Raw genomic sequence first — 2,167 nt, 5'->3', positions numbered from 1 at the left:
CGGCGTGGTGATCCAGGAGAGCCGCATCGTTCAGCGGTGAACTGCAGTGCGTGAGTGCGTGAGTGCGTGAGTGCGTGAGTGCGTGAGTGCGTGAGTGCGTGAGTGCGTGAGTGCGTGAGTGCGTGAGTGCGTGAGTGCGTGAGTACGGACGGGGCCCGGCGCGGATGCCGGGCCTTTTCCGTTGGGCGACCATTCAGCCGCGGCGAATGATCACGTTGCGGATCGAATCCGGTATGGCCACCTCCCAGCCGGAGCGGCTGAAGCCGCCGCGCCGCCGCAACGATTGCGGAAAAGCCTCACAAACTGCGTGAGGCTTCAACGGCGGGTCCGTGGCCCAGGGTGCACACTGACGGGCATGCGCTGGGGCAGTCCGCGCAGGCGGACTTTGTGCCGTTCCAGCGGCGAATTCATTCGCTCCGGCGCGGACGGCCCGTACCGGGTCAGGTCGCGCTCGGCATCGGCCCGGTCCCGCCCAACGCAAAACACCCTCTCCCACGCGCGATGGGAGAGGGTGTTCGCTTGTCGATCGCGGACGATCAGCCCTGGCGAGGAGCCCCGCCGGTGCCACCGCCGCCGTTGCCACGGCCGCGACCACCGCGCCGCCGACGACGGCCGTTGCCGCCCACGCCGGCCATCTCGCGGTTGGCCGAGCCCTGCTGCGGGCCGCGGGCGTCGCCGTGGCGCGCGGGCTGGCCCGGGCGCTCGGATTCCACGCGCGTGCGGCGCTCGTCCTTTTCGCGGTGCAGGTGATCCACCCGCGACGAGCGGTGCGACTTTTCGCGGATGCGCGTCTCTTCCTCCACTTGGCGCTGGGCCTTGCGATCGGCCTTTTCCTTGGCGCGGGCGCGCTCCTCCGCCTTGCGCTTGCGGATCTCCGCGATGCGCTCGGCAATGGGCACCTCGAAGCGCTCCGTGGGCCGGGCCCTGTAGTCGAAGCCCTGCACCGTGATGCGCGGCAGCTTCTTGTTGATGGCCCGCTCGATTGCCGACAGGTCGCGCTCCTCCTCCGGCGAGACGAAGGTGTACGCGTCGCCCGTGGCCTCGGCGCGCGCCGTGCGGCCCACGCGGTGCACGTAGTCCTCCGGCATGTGGGGCACGTCGAAGTTCACCACGTGCTCCAGCGCCTCCACGTCGATGCCGCGCGCCACGATGTCCGTGGCCACCAGCACGCGGTAGCGCCCGCTCTTGAAGCCCTCCAGGGCGTCCGTGCGGGCCGTCTGGCTGCGGTTTCCGTGGATGCGCGCGTTGGGCACGCCGTGCTTCTCCAGGAAGTCGGCCAGGCGGTTGCTGCGGTGCTTGGTGCGGCAGAACACGATCACGTTGCCGATCTCGTCCCGCTTGAGCAGCTCCAGGAACAGCTGCGCCTTGAGCTCCTCGCCCACCGGGTAGACAGCCTGCGTGATGCCCGTGGCCGGCTTGGCCTGGCGCTGCAGGTCAATGCTGGCCGGCTGCTTGAGCATGTCCTTGGACAGCGCCAGGATGGGCGCCGGCATGGTCGCGCTGAAGAACAGCGTTTGCCGCTGCGCCGGCACGTGCTTGAGCACCCGGCGGATGTCCGGCAGAAAGCCCATGTCCAGCATGCGGTCGGCCTCGTCCAGGACGAGGATCTCCACGCTGCTCAGCCTGGCGTAGTCGTACTGCAGGTGGTCCAGCAGCCGCCCCGGGGTGGCGATGATCACGTCCACCCCGCGCCGGAACGCCTCTTCCTGGGGCTTCATCCCCACGCCGCCGAACACGGCGGCGCTGCGCACGCCCGTGTGCTTGCCCAGGGCCACGAACTGCTCGTGGATCTGCGCGGCCAGCTCGCGCGTGGGACTCAGCACCAGCGCGCGGGTGGTGCCGCGCGGCTTGACGGCCAGGCGCTGCAGGATGGGGATGGCGAAGGCGGCCGTCTTGCCGCTGCCCGTCATGGCGCAGGCCAGCACGTCACGCCCCTCGAGGGCGTGCGGGATGGACTGTTCCTGGATGGGGGTGGCCTTGGTGTACCCGAGCTCCGTGACGGCGCGAAGCAGGGCGGGCGCGAGCCCGAGCGGTTCGAAGGACATGCTTTCGTGATGCGGGAACCCGCGCGCTCCCGGCGCGCGGCACAAATAACGACGGCGGGGCTCGCGGAGTCCCGCCGTCCGGTTCTCGTCTGCTTACCCCACAGTTCCCAAAAGGATCGCTG

The 2,167-nt window shown here is 69.9% G+C and carries 1 protein-coding gene; it reads right to left on the bottom strand.

Features of this window, described 5'->3' with window-relative positions; translation table 11 throughout:
- Window positions 1-536 precede the first annotated feature (536 nt).
- Window positions 537-2,045: a DEAD/DEAH box helicase gene (locus VFZ20_RS19860; protein WP_329685677.1), complete on the bottom strand. Its 1,509-nt coding sequence runs from the start codon at window positions 2,043-2,045 to the stop codon at window positions 537-539.
- Window positions 2,046-2,167 lie beyond the last annotated feature (122 nt).

Origin of the sequence: Longimicrobium sp. (assembly GCF_036280135.1) — a bacterium.
In the GTDB taxonomy this organism is placed as follows: Bacteria; Gemmatimonadota; Gemmatimonadetes; order Longimicrobiales; family Longimicrobiaceae; genus Longimicrobium.
This window is presented reverse-complemented; position numbering and strand designations above follow the sequence as displayed.

What these genes read in the sequence shown, in the direction of transcription:
- VFZ20_RS19860 (WP_329685677.1), bottom strand. Translation starts at nt 2,045, where the DNA reads ATGTCCTTCGAACCGCTCGGGCTCGCGCCCGCCCTGCTTCGCGCCGTC.